At 71.0% G+C, this 17,124-nt stretch carries 18 protein-coding genes; 15 read left to right on the forward strand and 3 right to left on the reverse strand.

Translation table 11 applies throughout. The annotated features are described in order from the left end of the window. Positions 1 to 9: 9 nt before the first annotated feature. A complete protein-coding gene (locus ACGFYU_RS22680) occupies positions 10 to 1,296 on the reverse strand; it encodes an amino acid deaminase (RefSeq protein ID WP_393829118.1) in 1,287 nt (428 codons plus the stop codon). A 426-nt stretch (positions 1,297 to 1,722) separates the two neighbouring features. Here ACGFYU_RS22680 and ACGFYU_RS22685 point away from each other — a divergent pair, with 426 nt between their 5' ends. Next, the gene (locus ACGFYU_RS22685; RefSeq protein WP_393829119.1) at positions 1,723 to 2,487 is read left to right on the forward strand and encodes an IclR family transcriptional regulator; all 765 of its coding nucleotides are present in this window, start codon (positions 1,723 to 1,725) and stop codon (positions 2,485 to 2,487) included. Continuing rightward, complete coding sequence (locus tag ACGFYU_RS22690; protein ID WP_393829120.1) at positions 2,484 to 2,894, forward strand: RidA family protein; 411 nt, start codon at positions 2,484 to 2,486, stop codon at positions 2,892 to 2,894. Before ACGFYU_RS22685 ends, ACGFYU_RS22690 begins: the two co-directional genes overlap by 4 nt. A 67-nt stretch (positions 2,895 to 2,961) precedes the next feature. Here the strand turns inward: ACGFYU_RS22690 and ACGFYU_RS22695 are convergent, their stop codons facing one another. Together ACGFYU_RS22695 and ACGFYU_RS22700 are read right to left on the reverse strand one after the other, a co-directional pair. Continuing rightward, positions 2,962 to 4,293 carry a M14 family metallopeptidase gene (locus ACGFYU_RS22695; protein WP_393829121.1) on the reverse strand — a complete coding sequence of 444 codons (1,332 nt, stop codon included), beginning with the start codon at positions 4,291 to 4,293 and terminating at the stop codon, positions 2,962 to 2,964. 128 nt (positions 4,294 to 4,421) lie between these two features. Beyond that, positions 4,422 to 6,116 carry a chitinase gene (locus ACGFYU_RS22700; RefSeq protein WP_393829122.1) on the reverse strand — a complete coding sequence of 565 codons (1,695 nt, stop codon included), beginning with the start codon at positions 6,114 to 6,116 and terminating at the stop codon, positions 4,422 to 4,424. Between the two features lie 305 nt (positions 6,117 to 6,421). Between ACGFYU_RS22700 and ACGFYU_RS22705 the strand changes: the two genes are divergently transcribed. The 13 genes from ACGFYU_RS22705 (at position 6,422) to ACGFYU_RS22765 (ending at position 17,121) form a co-directional block, all read left to right on the forward strand. Continuing rightward, a complete protein-coding gene (locus ACGFYU_RS22705; protein ID WP_393829123.1) occupies positions 6,422 to 7,321 on the forward strand; it encodes a hypothetical protein in 900 nt (299 codons plus the stop codon). A gap of 7 nt (positions 7,322 to 7,328) precedes the next feature. After that, a complete protein-coding gene (gene cpaB, locus ACGFYU_RS22710; protein ID WP_393829124.1) occupies positions 7,329 to 8,030 on the forward strand; it encodes a Flp pilus assembly protein CpaB in 702 nt (233 codons plus the stop codon). 10 nt (positions 8,031 to 8,040) lie between these two features. Next, positions 8,041 to 9,309 carry a CpaE family protein gene (locus ACGFYU_RS22715; protein ID WP_393829125.1) on the forward strand — a complete coding sequence of 423 codons (1,269 nt, stop codon included), beginning with the start codon at positions 8,041 to 8,043 and terminating at the stop codon, positions 9,307 to 9,309. Positions 9,310 to 9,312: 3 nt separating this feature from the next. After that, the gene (locus ACGFYU_RS22720) at positions 9,313 to 9,672 is read left to right on the forward strand and encodes a TadE/TadG family type IV pilus assembly protein (RefSeq protein WP_393829126.1); all 360 of its coding nucleotides are present in this window, start codon (positions 9,313 to 9,315) and stop codon (positions 9,670 to 9,672) included. Between the two features lies 1 nt (position 9,673). Beyond that, complete coding sequence (locus ACGFYU_RS22725) at positions 9,674 to 10,057, forward strand: TadE/TadG family type IV pilus assembly protein (protein WP_393829127.1); 384 nt, start codon at positions 9,674 to 9,676, stop codon at positions 10,055 to 10,057. A gap of 2 nt (positions 10,058 to 10,059) precedes the next feature. Continuing rightward, complete coding sequence (locus ACGFYU_RS22730; protein ID WP_393829128.1) at positions 10,060 to 11,460, forward strand: CpaF family protein; 1,401 nt, start codon at positions 10,060 to 10,062, stop codon at positions 11,458 to 11,460. Then, entirely contained in the window at positions 11,457 to 12,395 is a 939-nt protein-coding gene (locus ACGFYU_RS22735) for a type II secretion system F family protein (RefSeq protein ID WP_393829129.1), read from the forward strand. Before ACGFYU_RS22730 ends, ACGFYU_RS22735 begins: the two co-directional genes overlap by 4 nt. A gap of 16 nt (positions 12,396 to 12,411) precedes the next feature. Beyond that, a complete protein-coding gene (locus tag ACGFYU_RS22740) occupies positions 12,412 to 13,302 on the forward strand; it encodes a DUF5936 domain-containing protein (RefSeq protein WP_393829206.1) in 891 nt (296 codons plus the stop codon). Between the two features lie 474 nt (positions 13,303 to 13,776). Next, a complete protein-coding gene (locus ACGFYU_RS22745) occupies positions 13,777 to 14,862 on the forward strand; it encodes a sensor histidine kinase (protein ID WP_393829130.1) in 1,086 nt (361 codons plus the stop codon). Then, complete coding sequence (locus ACGFYU_RS22750) at positions 14,862 to 15,551, forward strand: response regulator (protein ID WP_393829131.1); 690 nt, start codon at positions 14,862 to 14,864, stop codon at positions 15,549 to 15,551. Before ACGFYU_RS22745 ends, ACGFYU_RS22750 begins: the two co-directional genes overlap by 1 nt. A 110-nt stretch (positions 15,552 to 15,661) precedes the next feature. Next, the gene (locus ACGFYU_RS22755) at positions 15,662 to 15,874 is read left to right on the forward strand and encodes a hypothetical protein (RefSeq protein WP_393829132.1); all 213 of its coding nucleotides are present in this window, start codon (positions 15,662 to 15,664) and stop codon (positions 15,872 to 15,874) included. Next, a complete protein-coding gene (locus ACGFYU_RS22760; RefSeq protein WP_393829133.1) occupies positions 15,874 to 16,506 on the forward strand; it encodes a pilus assembly protein TadG-related protein in 633 nt (210 codons plus the stop codon). The genes ACGFYU_RS22755 and ACGFYU_RS22760 overlap by 1 nt, the downstream gene beginning before the upstream one ends. Positions 16,507 to 16,536: 30 nt before the next feature. Beyond that, on the forward strand, positions 16,537 to 17,121 hold the full coding sequence (locus tag ACGFYU_RS22765) for a hypothetical protein (protein ID WP_393829134.1): 585 nt from the start codon (positions 16,537 to 16,539) through the stop codon (positions 17,119 to 17,121). Positions 17,122 to 17,124 lie beyond the last annotated feature (3 nt).

A 17,124-nucleotide genomic window follows, 5' to 3' on the forward strand; every position in this document is an offset into this window, starting at 1 on the left:
GCCGCGGCCCTAGAAGAAGGTGCGGACGTAGTCGGTGACGGTGCCGTCGGCCTCGACCACCGGGATCAGCGGCCACTTCTCGAAGATCGTGCAGGGGTGGGACATGCCGAGGGCGACCCAGTCGCCGACCTCGACGGCGTCGGCGGAATCGGTCTCCAGCCAGGCGTGCTGGTCGGAGAGCTTGACCACGCGGACGCCGGCGGCGGGCCGCTCCTCCCCGGTGAGTGCGTCGCGGACCAGCTCGGCCTCGGGCAGGCCGAGGTCGTAGGCGATGTCGCGCTTGCCGGCGTTGACGAAGGCCTGGGTGGGGGAGGGGCGGGAGACGACCTGGGTCCACAGCCGGAACGCGGGGCGCAGGCCGCCCTCTTCGGGGTGGCGGTTGAAGGGGGTGAGGCGGGTGTACCAGCCGTGGTCGTGCGAGACGTACGCGCCGGAGCGCAGCAGCTTGAGGACGGGGCGGGAGAGTTCGGGGATCTCGGCGAACACGTCGGCGACGGCGTCGAACCAGGAGGAGCCGCCCGCGCTGACGATGATCTCGTCGAGGTCTGCCGGGAACCGGCCGGCCTTGTCGAACTCGACGGCGAGGGAGGTGAGGCGGCGCAGGTACGCGTGCACGCGGGCCGGGTCGGCGTCGGGGACCTCGGCCTCGTAGCCCGCGATGCCGACGAGGCGCAGGGTGCCGGTGGCGGCCACGGCGTCGGCGACGGCGCGGCAGTCGTCGTCGGTACGGGCTCCCGTACGGGCCCCCTCGCCGGCGCCGAGCTCGACGACGACGTCGAGGCGGGCGGGCGCGTCCCGCAGGGCCCGGTCCATGAGGTGCACCCCGCGCACGGAATCGACGTAGCAGACGAAGCGGAAGTCGGGGTCGCCGGCGAGCTCGCCGGCGACCCAGCGCAGGGCGGCGGGGTCGACGAGCTCGTTGGCGAGGAAGATCCGCTGGATGCCGAAGGTGCGGTAGACGCGCGCCTGGTGGGGGACGGCGGCGGTGATGCCCCAGGCGCCGTGCTCCAGCTGGCGGCGGAAGAGCTGCGGTGCCATGCAGGTCTTGCCGTGCGGGGCGAAGGCGAGGGAGTGGCGGGCGGCGTAGGTGCCGAGGGTGGTGAGGTTGTGCTCCAGCGCGTCGGCGTCGAGGGTCAGGACGGGGGTGGTGAACCCGCCGGTGTGGATCCCGCGGCGCTGGGCGGCGAGCGCTCCGACGGTGAGGCCGGCGGTCTGGGCGTCCGGCGGGAGGCCCTTGAACCGGTGGTCGACCGGTTCGTCGGCGAGTTCCTGGACGGGGTCGCTGGCGCTGGCCATGCGGATGCCTCCGGTTGCATTGTGTGCAATGGTCGTTGCGTGTGCCGCTGCATGCTGTCTAACATCCCGGGTGACGGTGGGTCAACGCCGGTGCCGCCCGCCGCGGAAGCGGGGGCGGGGGAGCCCGGCTCCGCCGGGACCTGGGGCTCCGCCCCAGACCCCGCGCCTCAAACGCCGGCGGGGCTGGATTTGGCTGATGCCGTCTGTCCAGCTGGGCTGGATTGCCCGGAGGGCAATTTCAGCCCCGCCTGGGGGCACCTCCCAGCGGTAGCTGGGGGAGTTCGAGGCGCCGCCGGAGGCAAGCCAGCCCCGCCGGCGTTTGAGGCGCGGGGGTCCGGGGGCAGCGCCCCCGGGAACGGCGCCGCACCGGCGCATCCAGCCTCGCCGGCGATTGAGGCGCCGCCGGAGGCGAAGAGAGGAAGAGGGATGAGCCAGTCCGTGGAGCGGGCGCTGCGGATCCTGCCGGTGCTGGCCGGGGGGCCGGCGGGGCTCGGCGACGTCGCCGAGGGGCTCGGCGTGCACAAGAGCACCGCGCTCCGACTCCTCCGCACGCTGCGCGAGCACGGCTTCGTCTACCGGCAGGCCGACGGACGCTACCGGCTCGGGGCGACCCTGTTCGCCCTGGCCGCCGAGGCCATCGAGAACCTCGACGTCCGCGAGGTCGCGCACCCCCACCTCGTGGCGCTGAACAAGGCCACCGGCCACACCGTGCACCTCGCCCTCCACCAGGACGACGAGGTCGTGTACATCGACAAGGTCGACAGCCGCTACCCGGTCCGCATGTACTCCCGCATCGGCAAGCCCGTCCCCCTCACCGTCGCCGCCGTCGCGAAACTGCTCCTCGCCGACCTTCCCGAAGGCGAGCGCCGCGCACTCGCCGAGCGGATCGAGTACCCCCGCTACACCGCCCGCTCCACCCCCGACGCCGCCGCGTTCCTCCGCGAGCTGGAACTCGTACGGGAACAGGGCTGGGCCACCGACCTCGGCGGGCACGAGGAGTCCATCAACTGCCTCGGGGCGCCCGTGCACGGGCCGGACGGGCGGGTCGTCGCCGCGCTGTCCGTCTCCGCGCCCAGCGTGGTCCTCACCGCCGAGGGGCTGATCGAGCTGCTGCCCCTGGTGCTGCGTACCGCCGATGACATCAGCCGGGACTATTCCGGATCCGGAACACAGGCAGAGGAGAGAAGTTGAGCGACAAGATCGCCATCACCCCCGACACCCACACCACCCCGCCCGCGAAGTTCTCGCACGGCGTCCGCAAGGGGAACATCCTCCAGGTCGCCGGCCAGGTCGGCTTCCTCCCGCACGTGGACGGGCAGCCGCCCACCCTCGCCGGTCCGACCCTGCGCGAGCAGACCCTCCAGACGCTGGAGAACGTCCGTTCCGTACTGGAGGCGGGCGGCGCGGGCTGGGACGACGTGATGATGATCCGGGTCTACCTGACGGACACCGGGCACTTCGCCGAGATGAACGAGCTCTACGACGCCTACTTCGAGGAGCAGGGCCTCAAGGAGGCCCCCGCCGCCCGCACCACCGTCTACGTGGGGCTGCCGGCCGGGCTGCTCATCGAGATCGACGCCCTCGCCGTCCTCGGATAGCGGATAGCGGATAGCGCACACGGGAGGGGCGCCCCCCTGGCGGTGGGGCGCCCCGGACCATCCGTGCCTACGCGCAGTACTGGGCTTCCTTGCCGATCGAGCGGTACATGCAGTCCGCGTTCTCCAGCAGCTGGAGCACCGCGTCCTTGTTGCGGGCGGTCTCGCGGTCGATGACCTCGTCCGGCGGGTAGAAGCCGCCGCCGCCGCTCTCCGGGTACATCTCGAAGGTGTAGGCGAAGATCTTCTGGTTGCCCCACAGCCAGTCGTCGATCGTGCCGTCGGTGATGTACAGGTCGCTCGACTGCTCCGGCGTGTAGCCGTTGCTGGCGGCCATGCTCGTGCCGATCTTCTTGTAGACGGCGAGGTCGTCGGCGGTCATGCCGGGAGCGGTGTCGTTGTACGTGTACCCGAACGGCCACAGGACCAGTTCGCTGTACGTGTGGAAGTCGATCGCGGCGGTGATCTGCTGCTTGCCGCCGATGACGCGGCTGCGGACGAAGTCCGAGACCACCTTCACCTCGGGCGCCGACTCGGCGGCGGAACCCCGGTAGGTCTCGGAGCTCTTGCTGCTGCTGGAGCCGCCGCAGCAGCCCCACTTGTAGTTCCAGTTCCGGTTCTCGTCGGTGCCGACGTAGGAGGAGCCGGAGTTGGGCTGGCGGTTCTTGCGCCAGGAGCGGTAGGAGCCGGTGGCGATGTCGTACTCGCCACCGTCCGGGTTGAGGTCCGGGATGATCCAGATCTCGCGGCCGTTGACGGCATTGGTGACGCGCGCGTCGGTGCCGTACTTGGAGCCGAACTCGTTGAGCAGGTAGAGGGCCATCTCGACCGTCAGGTGCTCGCGCGCGTGCTGGTGCGCCGTGAAGAGCACCTCGGGCTCGGCCTCGTCCGTCGCGACGTTGTCGCTGATCTTGATCGCGATGAGGTCGCGGCCCTGGTACGACTTCCCGATCACCTTCTTGCTCATGATCGAGGGGTACTGGGCGGTGCGCTGGTCGATCTCCGCGTTCGCCTCGGCGTAGTTGTGGTACTTGGAGTCCGCCGAGGGGAAGTCCATCGGGCTCGCCGCGATGCCGGGCAGCGAGCGGTCCGGCGGTCCGGCCAGCGCGGTGAGCTCGTAGCCGAGCGACCGCAGCTTCCTGGCCTGCATGGTGTCGGCGCTGACGACGACCGAGCGGGCGTCGACCTCGTCGATCGAGACGCCGGTGCGCAGCAGGGCGGTGCGCTCGGTCGGCGTGGACGGGCCCTGGATCTCGTACTGGACGATCGCCTCGTCCTGGGTGGCGGTGGACGGGGTGGGCGGTGGTGAGGCCGTCGCGCTCATGCCGTAGGCGGGTGCGCCGAGCGCGAGCGCCAGCAGGGCCGCCGTGACGGCGGCCCTTCGGCGGGTGTGGAGCCGCATGCGTTCTCCTGGGTGGGGAGTGTGGGGGTAGCCGTGCGGACGCGCACAGCGTGCTCTCGTGGCATGTTCAGGTCAAGAACCCGCTGCGTTCCCCGGTCCCGAATCAGCCACCCCCACACACCTACCGCCTACGGGAGCCCGTGGACCTTGGGACCCACCGCGTTGGACCAGGCGTTACCCGCCTTGGCGTCCCAGTTGGTCGACCAGGTCATCGCACCGCGCAGCCCCGGGTAGGTCTTCGACGGCTTGAAGGATCCGCAGCTCGTGCCCCTGGTCAGGCAGTCCAGCGCGTTGTTGACGATGGTCGGGGAGACGTAGCCGCTGCCCGCGCCGCTGGGGGAGGCCGGGACGCCGATCCCCACCTGGGAGGGGTCGAGGCCGCCCTCCAGCTGGATGCAGGCGAGCGCGGTGAGGAAGTCCACCGAGCCCTGGGAGTAGACGTTGCCGTCGCAGCCGTTCATCGAGCCGCTGTTGTAGTACTGCATGTTGACGACGGTGAGGATGTCCTTGATGCCCAGGGCCGTCTTGAAGTAGCCGCCCTGCGTGGACTGCATGTCGATGGTCTGCGGGGCCATCGTGATGACCAGGGAGGGGCCCGCCTTCGCCGACAGGGCGCGCAGCGCCTGCGTCATGTAGGTCGGGTTGAGGCCGTTCTCCAGGTCGATGTCGATGCCGGAGAAGCCGTACTCCTGCATCAGGGCGTACGCCGAGTTCGCGAGGTTGGTCGCGGAGGCGGAGTCGTTCACCGAGATGGTGCCCTTCTCGCCGCCGATGGAGAGGATGACCGACTTTCCGGCCGTCTTCTTCGCGGCGATGTCCGCCTTGAACTGCGCGACGGTGTAGCCGCCGAGACCGGCCGAGTCGAGGTTGAAGGCGATGGCGCCGGGCGTGGTCGTGGCGTCGGCGAAGGAGACGGCGATGATGTCGTACTGGGCCGGGACGTCGGAGATCTTCTGGACGGTCGCGCCGTTGTTGAAGTTCTGCCAGTAGCCGGTCAGTGCGTGCTTGGGGACCGAGGGGTTCGGGTTCGGGTTGCCGCCGCCGGTCGTCGTGCCGGTCACCGGGGCCGACTTCGGGCCCTCGCCCGCCGCGTTGTACGCGCTCACCTGGAAGGAGTACGAGGTGGCGGCGGCGAGTCCGGTGATCTGGGCGGAGGCGGTGGTCACGGTCTGGACGCGGACGCCGTCCTGATACACGTAATAGCCGGTGGCCCCGCTGACCGCGTTCCACGAAAGGGTGAGCCCGTTCGCGCTCTGGCCGGAAACGGCCATCCCGCCCGGGGCGCCGGGGACGCTCGGGCCGGGGTCGGTGCCCCCGCCGCCGTCCGGGCCGAAGACGCTGAACTCGTCCACGACGTAGGCCGGCTGGCCGTACCACCCGTGGGTGTAGACGGTGACCTGGGTGGTGCTGGGGCCGGTGGTGAAGGTGGTGGAGAGCTTCTGCCAGCCGCTGCCGGAGCCCGGGGTCCAGGTGGAGACGTCCTGGGTGCCGGTCCCGGTCGCGCCGAGGTACACGTAACTGCCCTGGACCTGCGTGCTCAGCGTGTAGGTCGAATTCGGCTTGACCGTGACGGTCTGGCTGCAGCGGGCGTTGTCGGAACCGGCCGGGGTGCCCTTGAGGGCGGCGGCCCCGGCGTATACGGGCGAGGAGACGACGGCGCCGCTGCCTCCCGTACAGGACCAGTTGGCGAGGCCGGACTCGAAGCCTCCGTTGCGGGCGACGTTGACGTCGGCGGCTTGCGCGGTACCGGTGGCGAGGGCGGTGAGGCCGCCGGCGGCGAGGGTGGCTGCGCCCAGCAGGGCGAGGGAGCGTATGCGGTTCACGTGGGCTCCGGTGGGGGGAGGAAGGGGTGGGGAAGGAGGGCTCAGGGCAAGTGGGGTGCCCGTGGGCCAAGTTGGTCCAGACCAATCCTCGTGTCAATACTCTTTGCGATATGGCTTGAACTGATCGGCCGTCCGATCCCGCTTGTACGGGTTTCTGATCACCTGTGACATGTGCTGGCGGCACGGGAATTCCCAAGGCCCTGCCCTGCCAGGGGCGACGCGGATATGGTGCTGAGGCAAGGGGGGACGTGCGGCGATCGTTTGCGCTCGCGCAGGGTGAGTACGGGGTGAACAGGGGGATTCGCGTGCCGACCGCCATTGCCGTCACCAGCGCAGACCTGGTGCTGCCGGCCCCCGACCGGCACACGCCCGGGGCCGCCGTCCTGCACCCGCCCGAGCAGCTCGCCCTCGACGGCGCCCTCGCCGAGGCCGCCGCCCTGCTGGAGCGCCACGGCCACCTCGTGGCCCTCGTACCGCCCTGGCTGCCCGCGGCCACCGTCCAGCGGCTGCACACCGTACGGGCCATCCTCGAAACCGACCGGATCGCGCTCCTCGGCATCGATCTGCCGCCCCTGGGCCTGGCCCTGCTGGTACGTCAGCTGCGTCAGCTCAGCGTCTGCGACTTCAGCCCCGGCGTCATCGCCTCCGCCGCCCGCCTGCTCTCCCACTACATCTACGCGGGCGCCCTGCTGGGCTCGGTCGCCAAACTCGACCGGATCCCGGTCGGGCTGAAGGCGCACGCCAGGTCCTGGTCGCCGAGCGCGCAGTTCGCCGTACTGGCCCACCCGAAGCCGCACCTGGCCCGGCTGGGCACCTCGGGGGCGCAGGGCACGGCGGCGCTCCCGGCCGGACCCGCCTTCGCCACCCACCTCACCTTCGCCTGCGGCCAGCTCACCTCCGACTGGGTGACGGCCGAACTCGCCCCCGCCTGGCAGGTGCAGGGCGTCATGGAGAACCCGCTGCCCGCCGACTCCCCGGGCTGGTGGGGCACGCAGAAACTCGTCGAGTTCGCCGCCGGCATCCCGGACCTGTCCGTGCTCTACCAGCTCGTCGCCTCGGTCCGCCGCGAGGAGTGCCGCTGGTGCGGCTTCGAACTCATCGGCGACCGCTGCGGCTTCTGCGCCGCGCCGCTCCAGAGCCAGAGCCAGAGCCAGACCCCGAGCCAGCCCCTGACCGCATCGAACGAACGAAGAACGGCGAGGTAGTACGGCCATGAACTCACGCCAGCGCCGCGGCGTCATCCTGCTGCTCCTGTCGGTCCTGTGCGCCCTCGGGGCCTTCGCCGGAGTCCTCGTGGTCATAGGCGACGTCAACTCCAAGGTCGGGTCCGAGGTCGTCGCCTACCGGGCGAAGGGCGACATCGCCCCGTACAGCCCGCTCGCGGCAGGCCAGTTCGAGGAGGTCAGGATCCCCAAGCGGTGGCTGTCCGAGACCGCCGTGACCGACCTCGGCGCGCTCAAGGACAAGATCGCGCTGACCACCCTGAAGAAGGGCTCGCTGCTCCAGGCGGACATGTTCGTCGACCGGCCGCAGCTCCAGCCCGGGGAGCAGGAGATCGCCATCATGATCGACGCGGCGACCGGCGTGGCGGGCAAGATCACCTCCGGGGCCAAGGTCAACATCATCGCCACCTTCAAGGGCGCCAAGGACTCCGACCCCTCGCGCTCCGTGATCATCGTCGCCAACGCCCGCGTCCTGGGCGTCGGCAAGCTCACCTCCCTTGACAAGGACAGCGACAAGAAGGGCCCCGCCGAAGCCGTCCCGATCACCTTCGCGCTGAACACCAAGGACACCCAGCGCGTCGCGTACGCCGAGTCCTTCGCGGAGCACGTACGCCTGGCCCTCGTGGCCCCCGGCACCGACTCGGCGCCCGGCGCGGGCGACCGTACGTACACCCTCGACGGCGACAAGTGAGGCCGGCCGGATGAGCACTCGAATCCTCCCCGCGGCCGGCGACCCGGACGCCGCCCGGGCCATCGTGACGCTGCTGAGCCAGCTCCCGTCGGCGGAACCGGCCGCCCCCGTCCCCGACTCCACCTCGCTGCTGGACACCCTGGCCCGGCTGGCGGCCGACTCCATCGACGAACTCCCCGAGGTCGTCCTCGTCCACGAGCGGATCGGCCCGGTGCCGGCCCTGGAGCTCATCCGCGAGGTCGCCCTGCGCTTCCCGGCGGTGGGCGTCGTCCTCGTCTCCTCGGACGCCGGCCCCGCGCTCTTCTCCGCCGCGATGGACTCCGGCGCGCGCGGCCTGATCGGCCTGCCGCTCTCCTACGAGGAGCTCGCCGCGCGGGTGCAGGCCGCCGCCCAGTGGGCCGTGGGCGTACGCCGCCACCTCGGGAGGGGCGCGTCGGCCGAGGTCTTCACCGGGCCCGGCGGCCGGGTCGTCACCGTCACCGGAGCCAAGGGCGGCGTCGGCACCACCTTCACCGCCGTCCAGTTCGCGCTGGCCGCGGCCGCCTCGGGACGGCGTACCGCACTGGTCGACATGGACCTCCAGGCGGGCGACGTCGGCTCGTACCTCGACGTGCAGTTCCGCCGCTCGATCGCCGACCTCGCCGGGATCCAGGACATCTCCCCGCGGGTCCTCCAGGACGCGGTCTACGAGGACCGCACCGGGCTCGCGCTGCTGCTGGCCCCGGCCGACGGCGAACGGGGCGAGGAGGTCGACGACCGGGCCGCCCGGCACATCGTCGGCGCCCTGCGCAGCCGCTACGAGATCGTCGTCGTCGACTGCGGAACCCAGGTCACGGGCGCGACCGCCACCACCGTGGAGATGGCGGACGTGGCGGTGCTGGTCACGACGCCCGACGTGGTCGCGGTGCGGGCGGCGAAGCGGATGGTCCGGATGTGGGAGCGGCTCCAGGTGCGCAAGGCCGAGGAGACCTCGGTGGTCGTCAACCGCTGGAGCAAGCACACCGAGATCCAGCCCGCCCTGATCGAGAAGATCACCAAGACCCGCGCCACCCGGACCCCGGTCCCGGCCGCCTTCAAGGAACTCCAGGGGGTGGTGGACGCGGGCCGGGTCCAGGACCTGGACAACCGTTCCACGGTGAAGCAGGCCCTGTGGACGCTGGCGGGGGAGCTGGGGCTGCTGTCGACGCCGGAGGAACCCGCTCCGGCTCCGGCGGGCGCGGCCCTCGCGGTCCGCGCCTCCGGCCCGGTGGCCCGCCTGCGGCGCGGCCGGGAGGGCTGACGGATGCGGCGCCTCTGCCGGGGGGACCGGGGCCAGCTGGCGATCGAGTTCGCCGGCACGGTGCCGCTGATCCTGCTGCTCGTGGCGGCGGTGTGGGAGTGCGTCCTGATCGGGTACGCGTTCTCCCTGGCGGGCAACGCGGCGGACGAGGGGGCGCGGGTGGGGGCGGTGAGCGGGGACGCGGCGTGCGCGACGGCGGCGAAGAAGCACGTCGGCGGCGCCTGGAACATGACCTCGACCTGCGGCGCCGAGGGCGAGGTCTACAAGGCCACGGTCACCCTCAACCTCCCGATCCTCTACCCGGGCCTCGACATCGGCGTCCCCATCGTCGGCGAGGGCGGCTCCTCGAAGGAGAGGGAGTGACATGTACCGGCAGCGAAAGGAACAGGGCCGGGACCGGGGCCAGGCGGTCCTGGAGTACGTCGGCTTCATCCCCATCCTGCTCCTGGTCGCGGTCTGCGGGATCCAGCTCGGCTGGGCCGCGTACGTGGTCCAGCAGGCGCAGACCGCGGCCCGTACGGCGGCGCGCGTAGAGGCACGTAAGCCGGGGGAGGGAGCCGCGGCGGGCAAGCTCGCCATCAGGGAGAGCCTGCGCGGCGGAACCCAGATCTCCATCGCGAAACCCGGGGACGCGGTCACGGCGACCGTCACCATCCCGATCAAATCCATCGTGCCCGGAGTCGGCGGCACATCCGTCACGCGCACCGCCACCATGCCCAACGACGACCCCGACCCGAAGGGACCCTGACCATGAGCCTGCGTTCCCGGGTCAACACCCCGGACGAGCACCACAACCCCCGCGAGGACGGCCGCCTGGTCTCCTCCTACCGCGCCAAGCTGCTGGAGGAGATCGACCTCGCCGAGATGTCCGCGCTCGCGCCCGCCGAGCGCCGGGCCCGACTGGAGCGCGTACTCGGCCACATCATCAGCCGCGAGGGACCGGTCCTCTCCACCGTCGAGCGCGCCCAGCTGATCCGCCGCGTCGTCGACGAGGCCCTCGGGCTCGGCGTGCTCGAACCGCTCCTCGAAGACGCCTCCATCTCCGAGATCATGGTCAACGGCCCCGACCAGATCTTCGTCGAGCGGGCCGGCCGCGTCGAACAGCTCCCGCTCCGCTTCGCCTCGCACGAGCAGCTCATGCAGACCATCGAGCGCATCGTCTCCACCGTCAACCGCCGCGTGGACGAGGCCAATCCGATGGTCGACGCCCGCCTGCCCAGCGGCGAGCGGGTCAACGTCATCATCCCGCCGCTCTCCCTGACCGGCGCCACCCTCACCATCCGCCGCTTCCCGCGCGCCTTCACCCTGCACGAGATGATCGCCCTCGGCTCCCTCGACGAGCAGATGCTCCTGCTGCTGTCCGGGCTGGTGGCGGCGAAGATGAACCTGATCGTCTCGGGGGCCACCGGCACCGGCAAGACCACCCTCCTCAACGCCCTCTCCGGCCTGATCCCGGAGGGCGAGCGCATCATCACCATCGAGGACTCCGCCGAACTCCAGCTCCAGCAGGCGCACGTCATCCGCCTCGAATCCCGCCCGGCGAACGTCGAGGGCAAGGGCCAGATCACCATCCGCGACCTCGTACGCAACTCCCTGCGCATGCGCCCCGACCGCATCATCGTCGGCGAGGTCCGCGGCGGGGAGACCCTCGACATGCTCCAGGCCATGTCCACCGGCCACGACGGCTCCCTCGCCACCGTCCACGCCAACAGCTCCTCCGACGCCCTGATGCGCCTCCAGACCCTCGCCTCCATGTCAGAGGTCGAGATCCCCTTCGAGGCGCTCCAGGACCAGATCAACAGCGCCGTCAACGTCATCGTCCAGCTCACCCGCTTCGGCGACGGCTCGCGCCGCATCACGGAGATCTCCGTCCTCGAATCGCACGGCCGCGAGCCGTTCCGCATCACCACGGTCTGCCGCTTCGTCGCCCAGCCCATGGGGGCGGACGGGCGCGTGTACGGGCACTTCGCGTACTACCCGCTGCCGCGCCGGATCGCCGAGCGCCTCTACATGAGCAACCAGCCCATCCCGCAGGCCTTCGGGGTCGCGCCCCCGGACCCGCTGACCGCGGACCCGCTCACCGGCCCGCTCCCCGCATCCCCCGTACCGGCCGATCCCCTCGCCCCCCGTATCACCCGGACCGCCTTGTGAACCCACTGATCCTCCTCACCCTCGGCGCCACCCTGCTGGCCTGCGTGTTCGTGGTCGTAGGCCTCCAGGCGTACGCGGCCGGCCGCGCCCAGCGCGCCGCCCTCATCGAACGGCTCTCGGCGAGCGGGGTACCGGAACCCCCGGGCCGGGTGCGCCGCTTCCGGGAGATCGACCGGCGCCTGCGCAAGACCGCCCTCGGCCGCCGCATCGAGATCAAGCTGGCGGTGACCGGCCTGGACCTGACCGTGGGCGAGTTCTTCGTCTACATGCTGGCCGCCGTCACCGGGATATGGCTGATCGCGGCCTCCTTCCTGGCCCCGTTCTTCGGCCCGGTCGCCGGACTCCTCGGCCTCTGGGCGGCAAACGCGTTCCTCAACTGGCAGCGGGCGCGCCGCACCGAGCGGTTCATCAACCAGCTCCCCGACCTGGCCCGCATCCTCGCCAACGCCACCCAGGCCGGGCTGGCCCTGCGTACGGCCATCGGCATGGCGGCCGAGGAGCTGGAGGCGCCCGCGGGGGAGGAGCTGGCGCGCGTCGCCGACCGGCTGGCCGTCGGCCACTCCATGGAAGAAGCCCTGGGCGAGATCGCCGAACGCCTCCCGTCTCGGGAACTGGTCGTCCTCGTGACCACCCTGGTCCTGTCCTCCCGCGCGGGCGGCGCGATCGTAGGCAGCCTGCGCAATCTCACGGTCACCCTGGAGCAGCGCAAGGAAACCCGCCGTGAGATCCGCACCCAGCTGTCGCAGGTCACGGTCACGGCCTACCTCGTCCCCGCGATGGGAGTCGGCTCCCTCCTCCTCGTGGACACGCTGATGCCGGGCGCCCTGGACCGTATGACCGGCTCGGTCATCGGGCAGACCGCGGTCCTGGTCGCCCTCGGCCTCTTCGCACTCGGCTTCGTCCTCATCCGCCGCCTGTCCAAGATCGACGTCTGAGGAGGCGGGGAAGATGATCGCTCTGCTCCTTGCCCTGGCCGCGGGCCTCGCGGTCCTCGGCGCCTTCCACGGGATCCGCCTCTACCGCGCCGAGGTCAAACTCCCGACCGACCTGGCGCTGGCCCTGGAAGTCGGCGCCACCCGCACCACCGTGGTCGGCTCCCTCGTCGACCGCGCGGGCATCCGCTACGCCCCGCTGATACTGCGGATGATGGGCCCCGATCGGGTGGCCCGCAAGCGCCGCCAGATCGACACCGCCGGCAACCCGTCGGGCCTGACCATCGACCGCTACGCGGCCCGCCGCGCCGTGTATGCCTTCCTGGGCGGCCTGGGCGCCTTCTCGATGCTCCTGAACGGCCAACTGGTCCTGGCCCTGCTCATGGTCGCCTTCGGCTTCTTCTGGATCGAGGTCGGACTGTGGTCGGCCATCCGGATCCGCCGCGACCACATCGAGCGGACCCTGCCGGACTTCCTGGATGTGCTGGCGGTCGTGGTCAGCGCCGGGCTCGGCTTCCGCCCGGCGCTGGAGCGGGTGGCGGACAAGTACAAGGGCCCCTGGTCGGACGAAATCCGCATCACGCTGCAACAGATGGCGATGGGCGTAAGCCGCCGCCAGGCCTTCGACGAACTGCGCCGCCGCAACGACAGCGAACAGGTCGCGCAGTTCGTGACGGCCCTCCAGCAGGGCGAGGAACTGGGCTCGCCCATCGTGGAAACCCTGATCGCCATCGCGGAGGACATGCGCCGCACGGACGCCCAGAACGCCCGCCGCCGGGCCGCGCGAGCCGTCCCCAGGGCGACCCTGGCGGTCACGATGTTCATGCTGCCGGGCACGATGATCCTCCTGATCGGCGGCTTCGTGTACGGCGCGAACGTCGACTTCACCGCGATGCTCGGGGGCGACTGACCGATGCCCAACCCACCCCCGATCCCCGCCGCGCCGACCCCTGCCGTGCCGGGCTCCAACTCGGCAGCGCCGCCGCACCATCCAGCCCCGCCGGCGTTTGAGGCGCGGGGCGCGGGGCGGAGCCCCGATCTTGTAGCCGCACGGGCGGACTCAGGCGGGGCACATCCAGCCCCGCCGGCGTTTGAGGCGCGGGGTACGGGGCGGAGCCCCGATCTTGTAGCCGCACGGGCGGACTCAGGCGGGGCACATCCAGCCCCGCCGGCGCTTGAGGCGCGGGGCGCGGGGCGGAGCCCCGATCTTGTAGCCGCACCGGCGGACTCAGGCGGGGCACATCCAGCCCCGCCGGCGCTTGAGGCGCGGGTCCGGGCAGAGCCCGGAAGCGGCGGCCCGCAGGGCAGCCCAACCCCCACCCCAACCCTGCGGCTACAGGCGAACGCCGTAAGGGTCCTGTGCCGCCAAGCCTGTGCCTTCCGCATGGCCATGATCGCCCTAGGCGCCCCCCTGGCCCTCGGCCGCACCACCCCCGGCGCCCCGACGTACCTCGTCGCGGCCGCCATCGTCCTCACCTTCATGCTCTCGTACGTACTGTTCCGCGACTGGCCCCGCTTCGGCCCGCTCCTGCTGCGCCACCGCTGGCTCCTGGCCGTGGACATGGCCGTCAGCACCCTCCTCCTGGCCACAGCCACCCCCGCCTCCCCCCTCGGCTTCGTAGCCGTCTGCACGCCACTCCTCGCCGGCCTGGTCTACGGGTGGCACGGCTCGGCGGTCTACGCGGCCGTCCAGGCCTGCGCGGTGACGGCCCTGGGCTCCGCCTCCGCCCCGGCCCTGATGCTGGCCCTGCTCTGCCTCCTCGCGGGCGCGGCCGGATCCTCCCTACGCGACCTCCTGCTCCGCTTCGGCGCGGCCAGGGCCGGGCTCGCGGCAGCGGAGGCGGCACGCGCCGAACGCGACCACCTCGCCCGCGAGATGCACGACTCGGTCTCCAAGACCCTGCACGGCCTGGCCCTGGCCGCGGACGCCCTCTCCCGCACCACCGACCCGGACACGATCCGCCGCCACGCCGACCTGATCGCCGACGCGGCCCGCCGCGCGGCCACGGAGTCCCGCGAACTCCTGACGGACCTCCGCCGAGCCCCGGCCCCGGACGCACCCGGCACCTCCCTGGCCACCGAACTCCAGGCCCGCATCGCCACCGCGCCCGGCCCCGCCGAGCTACGGCTCTCCGGCCCCCTGCCCGAGGTACCCACCCCACTGGCCCACCACCTCCTGGCGGTCACCGCGGAGGCACTGGAGAACGCCCACCGCCACGCGGGCACCACCGCCCGCATCACGGTGGAGGCGGCCACCGACGCCTCCCACCTCCACCTCACGGTCGAGGACGACGGCCGCGGCCTCCCCGCCGAACCGCCCGCCCCGGGCCACTTCGGCCTCCTCGGCATGAGGGAACGCGCCACCGCGATCGGCGCCACCCTCCGCATCGGCCCCCGCCCCGCCGGCGCCCCCGGCACCCGGGTCCACCTGGCACTCCCCCTGTCCGCACTCGCGGAAGGAGGCCGCTGATGGCACCGATCCGCGTCCTGATCGCCGACGACAACCCGGTCGTCCGCGCGGGCCTGGCGGCCCTCCTGACCACCACCCCCGACATAGAGGTGGCGGCCTGCGCCTCGGACGGCCGCGAGGCCCTCCACCTGACCCGGCTCCACGAGCCCGACGTGATCCTCCTGGACGTCCGCATGCCGGGAGTCGACGGCATCTCCGCCCTGCCGCACCTCGTCCAGCTGGCACCGGTCCTGATGCTGACCTACAGCCAGGAAGCGGACATTGTCCGCGAGGCCCTGCTCCTGGGCGCGGGCGGCTACCTGGTCCACGGCGAATTCACGCCAGACCATCTCGTGGCGGCCGTACGTGATGTACGTGCGGGACGGGCACATTTCAGCCCGACGGCGGCGACCGCGGTACTCGCGGAACTCCGGACCTCTTCGCATCCGCAACGAACTGTGGCACAGTCGTCTGAGCGCTACCGTCTCAACCGCATTGAATTCGGGCTGAGTTCGCGTGAGGAGGAGGTCATGGATCTCATCGCGACCGGGATGAGCAACCAGCAGATCGCGGCCACCTGCTTCATCAGTGAGAAGACCGTCAAGAACCACATCAACCGCATCTTCGCGAAGCTCCAGAGCGCTACGCGGAGCGAGGCGATAGCGCGTTGGCTGGGAACCACCCGTCCAGGGGTGAGTGGCCATGGGTAGACGGAGTGCGCAGTGGGTCCGTAATTGGGTCCCGGGGCCCTTTGCAACTGCTGGTGTTCAGTCGTACCGTCCGCGAATCGACTACGGCGCCGGCCATGGAGGGGACCACCATGCAGAAGCCCAAGCTGCTCAAGGCGATCGTCGAACGGCAGAACCGGCTGCGGGGGCGTCGGGGGAGCGGGGACGAGGGCCAGACGGTCTTCGAGTACCTGGGGATCATCGTCATCATCGTGCTGATCATCGGGGCGATCGTGGGGTCGGGGCTCGCCAACACCATCGCGAACGCCATCACGGCGGCCTTGGGCGAGATCACGGCCAACTGATGGCCGAGGCGGGATCGCAGGACAGAGGGCAGGCCTTCCCCATCTACATCGTGGTGGTGACGGGCCTGCTCTTTGCCGCTTTCGCCTTCGTCGTTGTGGGAATGGCTGGCGCTACCCGCAGCGAGGCACAGGGGGCCGCTGATGCGGCGGCGCTCGCGGCCGCGCGCGAGGTGAGGGACAAGGCGTTCCTGGGTACGGACCTCCTGGCTCTCACGGAGGGTGATTGGGAGAAGATCCTGAGGGGGGATCGCCTGGACGCGGCAGGTTGTGGGAAAGCCAGTGACTTCGCGACGCTGAACGATGCCACGGCGACGGCCTGCCAAGGGAACGGCCGATCGTTCACGGTCACGGCCACCACCAATGACGGGGTCGGAAAGTCGGTGATCCCGGGCACCGAGAGCGTGAAGGGCAACGCCACGGCGAAGGCCGTGATCGAACCTCGCTGCACCTTGAAAACCGGGCCCACCCCAACACCGACCCAGACGCCCTCACCTGGAGGAGGTACCCCGGTACCGCCGACCAGCATTGAATTCCGGTGCAAGGGCGGGGTAGTGGAGACGTTGGATCCGGGCAAGCCGGGCTCGTTGACAAAGCTGGCGAGAAAGCTTTTCAGCGTGCGACTGACCGACTGACAGCGAACGAGAGAGAAGGAAACGGCGTACATGAGCATTCGGCAGAAGGTGAAGGTCCGCGGGGGAGCGGCCGTTGCGGTTGCGGCGGTCTTGGCCCTCACGCTGGCCGGATGCGGCGGCGACGAGAAGCCGAAGGAACCGGCGAAGTCCTCCACTCCGCAGAGTCAGGGGAGTGCACCCCAGAAATCGACGCCGCAGACAGGGAGCAGCAATGCACCTGCTGAGGTGATCGCGACCTCACAGGGGCCGGCCGGGGTCATGCTGGAAATCAATTCAGCAGTGCGCGACCAAGACGGGTACGTCACTGTCAGCGGGCAGATCAAGAACACTGGTTCCACGCCGTTCACGCAGATCGCTGCCTTGCGTGGTGACGAGAAGAACGCCAGCCCGGCGTCGGTCGCAGGCGCCACTCTGGTCGACGCTGTGGGCAAGAAGCGGTACCTCGTGCTGCGGGACACCGAGGGCAGGTGCGCGTGCACCACGGGGCTGAGCATCGTCAAGAGCGGGGAGAGTGTCCCGTTCTTCGCGCAGTTCCCCGCACCCCCAGCCACCACGACCGAGGTCGTCTTCGGTCTGCCCACCTTTGCCGCGGCCCCCATCAAAATCTCCGGGTGACCC

The organism is Streptomyces sp. NPDC048337, from assembly GCF_043201175.1.
Classification (GTDB): domain Bacteria; phylum Actinomycetota; class Actinomycetes; order Streptomycetales; family Streptomycetaceae; genus Streptomyces.

Bases quoted from the DNA above. Each gene is read 5' to 3' on its own strand.
- ACGFYU_RS22765 (WP_393829134.1), top strand. From the start codon at position 16,537: ATGAGCATTCGGCAGAAGGTGAAGGTCCGCGGGGGAGCGGCCGTTGCG.
- ACGFYU_RS22745 (WP_393829130.1), top strand. From the start codon at position 13,777: ATGGCCATGATCGCCCTAGGCGCCCCCCTGGCCCTCGGCCGCACCACC.
- ACGFYU_RS22720 (WP_393829126.1), top strand. From the start codon at position 9,313: ATGCGGCGCCTCTGCCGGGGGGACCGGGGCCAGCTGGCGATCGAGTTC.
- ACGFYU_RS22685 (WP_393829119.1), top strand. From the start codon at position 1,723: ATGAGCCAGTCCGTGGAGCGGGCGCTGCGGATCCTGCCGGTGCTGGCC.
- ACGFYU_RS22750 (WP_393829131.1), top strand. From the start codon at position 14,862: ATGGCACCGATCCGCGTCCTGATCGCCGACGACAACCCGGTCGTCCGC.
- ACGFYU_RS22680 (WP_393829118.1), bottom strand. From the start codon at position 1,296: ATGGCCAGCGCCAGCGACCCCGTCCAGGAACTCGCCGACGAACCGGTC.
- ACGFYU_RS22725 (WP_393829127.1), top strand. From the start codon at position 9,674: ATGTACCGGCAGCGAAAGGAACAGGGCCGGGACCGGGGCCAGGCGGTC.
- ACGFYU_RS22730 (WP_393829128.1), top strand. From the start codon at position 10,060: ATGAGCCTGCGTTCCCGGGTCAACACCCCGGACGAGCACCACAACCCC.
- cpaB (WP_393829124.1), top strand. From the start codon at position 7,329: ATGAACTCACGCCAGCGCCGCGGCGTCATCCTGCTGCTCCTGTCGGTC.
- ACGFYU_RS22755 (WP_393829132.1), top strand. From the start codon at position 15,662: ATGCAGAAGCCCAAGCTGCTCAAGGCGATCGTCGAACGGCAGAACCGG.
- ACGFYU_RS22760 (WP_393829133.1), top strand. From the start codon at position 15,874: ATGGCCGAGGCGGGATCGCAGGACAGAGGGCAGGCCTTCCCCATCTAC.
- ACGFYU_RS22715 (WP_393829125.1), top strand. From the start codon at position 8,041: ATGAGCACTCGAATCCTCCCCGCGGCCGGCGACCCGGACGCCGCCCGG.
- ACGFYU_RS22695 (WP_393829121.1), bottom strand. From the start codon at position 4,293: ATGCGGCTCCACACCCGCCGAAGGGCCGCCGTCACGGCGGCCCTGCTG.